Genomic DNA, 5,886 nt, shown 5'->3' on the forward strand with positions numbered 1-5,886 from the left:
CGACCCCGACGCGACGGTGATCGTGGTCGACAACTGGTCCACCGCTGACGAGCGTCGAGCCGCGGAAGACGTCGCGAGGGCGAACGAGTGGACGCTGATCGCGCCCCAGTCCAACACGGGCTTCGGCGGCGGTGTGAACATCGGCGTGGAGCGCGCGCTCGCCGATGGGGCGACCGACGTCCTCGTCATCAACCCGGATGCGCACATCGACCGCGAGTCGCTGCGCCTGCTGGAATCCACCACTGCGGCTTCCCGGACGACACTCGCCTCACCGGTCATCTCCGACTCGGATGGGCGTACGTGGTTCGCCGGTATCGATCTCCTGCTCGACGACGGAACGATGCGCGCGCGACGTAAACGCGTGGCGGGCGACCCGCAGCCGTTCGAACCCTGGCTGAGCGGCGCATGCCTGTGGATCACGCGCGAGGTCTGGGAGCTCGCGGGCGGATTCGATGACGACTACTTCCTGTACTGGGAGGATGTCGACTTCTCGCGGAAGGTCGTGTCGGCCGGCGGATCGCTGGCGCTCGTTGAAGACGCGAGTGCGGTCCACGACGAGGGCGGCACGCAGCGCGCCGACCCCGGGGTCTCGCGAGCGAAATCGGAGACCTACTACTACTACAACATCCGAAACCGGATGCTCTTCGCCGTACGTCACCTCGACGAGGCGGGCGTGCGGCGCTGGCGCCGCTCGATCCCGAGGACAGCTCGCGAGGTGATCCTCCGCGGCGGACGCCGTCAGCTGATCCAGTCGGCCGCTCCGATCCGCGCCTACCTTCGCGGGGTGCGAGAGGCTCGGCGGATCGCACGCACCCCGGAGACCGATCGGAAGGGCAGGAAATGGTCGTAGACGCATACCGACGTCTCGCGCGCGCGCAGAAGGGCCATGCGCGTGGCGCCCCCGCGTACTCCGTGTACGTGAATCGTCGGATCGGACGATTCCTCGCCGCCGTCGCCTACCGCATCGGGCTCACGCCGAACCAGGTCTCGATCATCAGTGCGGTGCACTCCTTCGTCGCGATCGGGCTGATCGCCTTCGGGCCGGTGAACGTGCCCATGGGCTTCCTGATCGCCGTGCTGCTCGTGCTCGGCTACGCCTGGGATTCCGCCGACGGCCAGGTCGCGCGTCTCCGCGGCGGGGGCAGTCCGCAGGGCGAGTGGCTCGACCATTTCATCGACACGCTCAAGATCGCGTCCCTCCACCTCGGGGTGCTGATCGGGCTCTACCGGGTCCTCCCGGAGACACCGGTGCTGCTGCTGATCCCGATCGTGTTCAGCATCGTCGCCTCGACGACCTTCTCCGGGATGCTCCTCAACGACCTCCTCAAGGGGAAGCACGCCGTGGCGTCGACCCACGAGCGCGGCGGAGGCACGCTCGTGCGATCGCTCGTCCTGTTGCCCACCGACTTCGGCCTCGTCTGCCTCGTCTTCGTGCTGTGGGGCTGGACGCCGGCGTTCCTCATCGGCTACGGCCTGCTGTGTACCGCCGCGGTCCTGTTCCTCGCGCTCGCCGCGGTCAAGTGGTTCCGCGAGATCGGGAAGCTCGGTGCCGACGCATGACCGGTGAGAAGATCCTGGTCGTGTGCGCCGCGAACGTCTGCCGGTCGCCGTTGGCGGAGCTCGGCCTGCGGCGGGGATTCGGTGCGGACTCATCTATATCGGTCAGCAGCGCGGGCGTCCGCGCGACCGAGGGTGATGCGATCTGCGAGCTGGTCTCGTCGCTCCACGATGACGAGGGATGGCGCGAACAGGCGCAGTCCCACCACGCGCGGCCGGTGACCATCGAACTCATCGAGCAGTCCACCCTGATCCTCACGGCGTCACGGGACATCCGTGGCGAGCTGGTGCGGCTCGCGCCGCGCTCGCGCGATTGGATGTTCACCCTCAAAGAAGCCGCCCACCTCGGAGCGGGCTTCTCCTCCACGGGGCCCGACCGCGTGGCGGACTACGTCGCGTATCTGGACCGAGCGCGGTCCCGGGCGACGCCGCTCGCCGGCAGCGACGGAGCCGGGAGCAGGATCCGACGGCTCTTCGGCAACCGGGGAGCCGTCGATCCGACCAGCATCGCCGACCGGCACGGCAGCCGGGGCCACCGGGAGACCCTCGCCGAGGTTCAGTCGTCCACGGCGACGATCCTCGCCCAGCTCGGCGGGCACCGTCGGCACGCATCCTGAGCAAAGCCTTGTGGTTTCCCACTCCCCGCACTATCATTAGCCGATGCCGCGTTCTACGCGGTGGGGGACCGAGGCCGAGGGGGCTTCGGATGGGGATCTGGGTTCTGGGGAGCTGCAGTGTTCAATGTTTCATCATGCCGTTCTGGGGACGGCCCTTCGCGCTCGAGACGCGCGATGTTCATCGCGCCTCTGGTGGTGCTCGCACTCGTGACGGCAGGCTGCACGGCAGCCCCCGACGCCTCCGAGGAGCCGACGCCCGAGGGCACCAGCACCACCGACTGGACGCCGCCCGCCGAGGATGAGGCCGCAGGGCCCACCGAGGCGCCGTCGCTGACGGTGCAGAGCGGAGCGCTCGACGAGCCGATCGCCCTGTCGACCGACATGGTCGTCACGATCGACAAGATCTCGACCATGACCGTCGAGCCGGAGACGCCGGGAGAATACGCCGGTCCGGCCGTGGTGGTCGACGTCTCCGTGTCCAATGACTCGAAGCGGGCGCAGAGCATCGAATCCGCGGTCGTCAGTCTGACGACGGACGACGGAGACATCGGCGTGGCCACGACCGCGGGGCCGAACAAGCCGCTGACGGGCGATCTGGCCGCGGGCGCCGAGGCCACCGGAACCTACGTCTTCATGCTCGATCCGACGAAGGGGCGCTCGGTCAAGATCAGCGTCAACTACGCCGCGGGCGAGCCGGTGGCCACATTCGCCGGCACGCTGTCCTGACAATGGGTGCGCTGCCGCGCACCGATCTTTCATCGCACTTTCGCAATTTCATACTCAAGAACGTTCTGCGGCTGGGGAGTCACTAATGGGGAACACAACAATCACGAAGCGGGCGCTGGGAGCGCTGGGTTCTGTCGTGACAGCAGCGTTGCTGGTCGCGGGGATGACGACGCTGGGGGCACAGGCGGCTTCGGCTGCCGACGTGTCACCGCCGCCGTTGCTGCAGCGTGACGAAAACGTCGTGACGTCGGATCCTATTCCGACGGTGCAGATCGACAACGGCTACGTCTGGTCGCAGACGACGATCGGCTCGACCGTGTACGCGGTGGGCAAATTCGACAATGCGCGCGCGCCACTGGCGGTGCCGGGGACGAGTCTGACGGCGCGGTCGAACGTGCTCGCATATGACATCAACACGGGCCAGCTGCTGTCGTTCGCCCCGCAGGTGAACGGCGTGATCAAGGCGGTCGCGGCCTCACCCGACGGCAGCCGCATCTACATCGGTGGGTCGTTCAACTCGGTCAACGGGCAGGCGCGCTGGAACTTCGCGGCGCTCGACGCGGTGACCGGCCAGCTGGTTCCCGGCTTCAATCCGTCGATCGGCGGAAGCGGCGTCTACGCGATGGCCACGTCCGGGTCGAGTGTGTACGTCGGAGGCTTGTTCACGCAGGGCAACGGCACGGCGCGCAAGAACCTCGCGGCGTTCAACGCTGCCAATGGTGCACTGCTGGGCTGGGCGCCGCAGACCGACCTGCAGGTCGATGCGATGGTCATGGACCCCGCAGGACAGAACGTCATCGCCGCCGGCCGCTTCTCTCAGGTCAACGGCGACCTGACGATGCGCGGCGCTGTCGCCCTCGACAAGTCGACCGGCGCTGTGGACACTTCCTGGGCGCTTCCGCAGACCGTCAAGAACGGCTACAACACCGGCGCGAGCTCGGGCAAGGCCGGTATCTTCGGGCTGGCGGCCGACTCCACCGCCGTATTCGGGACCGGCTGGGTCTACGCCAGCGCCGACGTCGGCAACCTGGAAGGTACTTTTGCGGCTGAGGCCGGGACCGGCCAGGTGCGTTGGATCTCGGACTGCCTCGGCGACCACTACGGCGTCTACTCCACGGGCAAGGTCGTCTACACGACGAGCCACACTCACGCCTGCAGCACGCAGGGCATGCACCCGGAGCAGAACCCGCGCACTCATCGCTACTCCGAGGCGTACACGGCGGATGCCCGCGGAACGCTGGGCAATCAGCCCGCGGCAGGCAGCACCTACAAGAACTGGGCCGGCACTCCGGCGCCGTCCGCATACGCCTGGACCCCCGACTGGGCGGTCGGCGTGACGACGGGCATGGGGCAGGCCGGCCTCTCCATTACCGGTGCCGGCAACATGATCTCGATCGGCGGAGAGTTCCGCTCGGTCAACAACGGCCGTTTCGAGGGCCTCGTGCGCTTCTCGACGACGCCGCCGGCCGGGGCGAAGGACGGTCCGCGTGTCTCCGGAGCGAACTGGACCGCCACGGCGCAGTCCTTCATCCCCGGGCGCGTGCGCGTCTCGATCCCCTCGAATTGGGATCGCGACGATCTGACGCTCACGTACGAGCTGCGGCGCACGGGCACCGCGACGCCGGTCGCCACGCTGACGGCCGACGCGACCTGGTGGAACCGCCCCACGATCAGCCTCGAAGACAAGACGGCGCCTCCCGGAACACAGCAGGAGTACACCGTCGTCGCGAAGGACGGCAACGGGAACGCGGTGAGCAGCCAGGCCGTCAGTGCGACGGTGACGGCAGGAGCTGCCTCCACGTACGTGGACGCCGTGACGGCCGACGCGCCGCAGCTCTACTACCCCCTGGGAGACTCCAGGCAGGATTGGGCCGGTGCGAACACGCCCGTCTTCGGCTCGGGCGTCTCGACATCCACGTCCGGCGTTGCGAACACCGCGACGGGAGCATCGACGTTCACCGGTTCCTCCACCGGACGCGTCGCGACGACGAACAAGGTCGCCGCACCCTCCGAGTACTCGACCGAGGTGTGGTTCAAGACCAACTCCACCACCGGTGGAAAGCTGATCGGCTATGGGAGCGCCGCCTCCGGCGACTCCACCAGCTACGACCGTCACCTCTACATGACCAACAACGGTCGGCTCGTCTTCGGCACCTATGACGGGAGCACTCGGACGATCCAGAACAGCACCGCCTTGAACGACAACGCCTGGCACCATGCCGTGGCGACGCAGAGCTCTGCGGGGATGAAGCTGTACGTCGACGGCACGCTCGTCGCATCCGACGCCTCCGGCACCACCGCGGAGAACTACCTCGGATACTGGCGCATCGGCGGGGACAACCTCAGCAGCTGGCCTTCGGCGCCGAGCTCCAAGTACTTCAAGGGAGCCCTCGATGAGGCCGCTGTCTACCCGTACGCGCTGACGTCGACCCAGGTGCAGACGCACTACGGCGTCGGCAAGGGCTTCGAGGCGCCGACCGCCTCCTTCACGGCGACCGCGACGGACCTCGACGTGGCCTTCGACGCCAGCGCGTCCGCTCCGGCGGGCTCTGCGACGATCACCGGCTACCGGTGGGACTTCGGCGACGATTCTCCGGCGGGCACGGGCGCGACGACTTCGCACACCTACACGGCCTCCGGGACGTACACGGCGAAGCTCACGGTCACCGACAGCAACGGGCTGGCCGCGACGACGGAGAAGCCGGTCGTGGTCCAGGCGGCGAACGTGTTGCCGACAGCGTCCTTCGAGGTCACCGGAACGGGACTCTCGGTCTCGGCCGATGCGTCCGCATCCACCGATTCCGATGGCACCATCTCCTCGTACGCATGGAACTGGGGTGACGGAACGACGTCGACCGGCCAGGTCGCCAGCCACGTGTACGCCACGGCGGGAACGCGCACGGTGACCCTGACGGTCACGGACAACCGCGGCGGCACCGCGTCGACCACGCGTCAAGCGGTCACCACTCACGCAGATCCGGTCGCG

General features: G+C 68.0%; 5 protein-coding genes. All 5 read left to right on the forward strand.

Features of this window, described 5'->3' with window-relative positions; genetic code table 11:
- Positions 1-850, forward strand: an 850-nt coding sequence (locus ACNPM4_RS01035) for a glycosyltransferase family 2 protein (RefSeq protein ID WP_448984401.1), incomplete at its 5' end; no start/stop codon positions are given.
- Positions 841-1,560 (forward strand): CDP-alcohol phosphatidyltransferase family protein, encoded by a 720-nt coding sequence (locus ACNPM4_RS01040; RefSeq protein WP_448984402.1) that lies wholly within the window; start codon positions 841-843, stop codon positions 1,558-1,560. The genes ACNPM4_RS01035 and ACNPM4_RS01040, both read left to right, overlap by 10 nt.
- On the forward strand, positions 1,557-2,174 hold the full coding sequence (locus tag ACNPM4_RS01045) for an arsenate reductase/protein-tyrosine-phosphatase family protein (RefSeq protein ID WP_372468314.1): 618 nt from the start codon (positions 1,557-1,559) through the stop codon (positions 2,172-2,174). The genes ACNPM4_RS01040 and ACNPM4_RS01045 overlap by 4 nt, the downstream gene beginning before the upstream one ends.
- Positions 2,175-2,348: 174 nt before the next feature.
- A complete protein-coding gene (locus tag ACNPM4_RS01050) occupies positions 2,349-2,900 on the forward strand; it encodes a DUF4352 domain-containing protein (protein ID WP_372468315.1) in 552 nt (183 codons plus the stop codon).
- A gap of 85 nt (positions 2,901-2,985) precedes the next feature.
- The coding region (locus tag ACNPM4_RS01055; protein WP_448984403.1) for a PKD domain-containing protein at positions 2,986-5,886 on the forward strand (2,901 nt) is incomplete at its 3' end.

The sequence above is a fragment of the Microbacterium umsixpiens genome (assembly GCF_053543675.1).

Coding starts and splice junctions, on each gene's coding strand:
- ACNPM4_RS01040 (WP_448984402.1), top strand. CDS start 841: ATGGTCGTAGACGCATACCGACGTCTCGCGCGCGCGCAGAAGGGCCAT.
- ACNPM4_RS01045 (WP_372468314.1), top strand. CDS start 1,557: ATGACCGGTGAGAAGATCCTGGTCGTGTGCGCCGCGAACGTCTGCCGG.
- ACNPM4_RS01050 (WP_372468315.1), top strand. CDS start 2,349: ATGTTCATCGCGCCTCTGGTGGTGCTCGCACTCGTGACGGCAGGCTGC.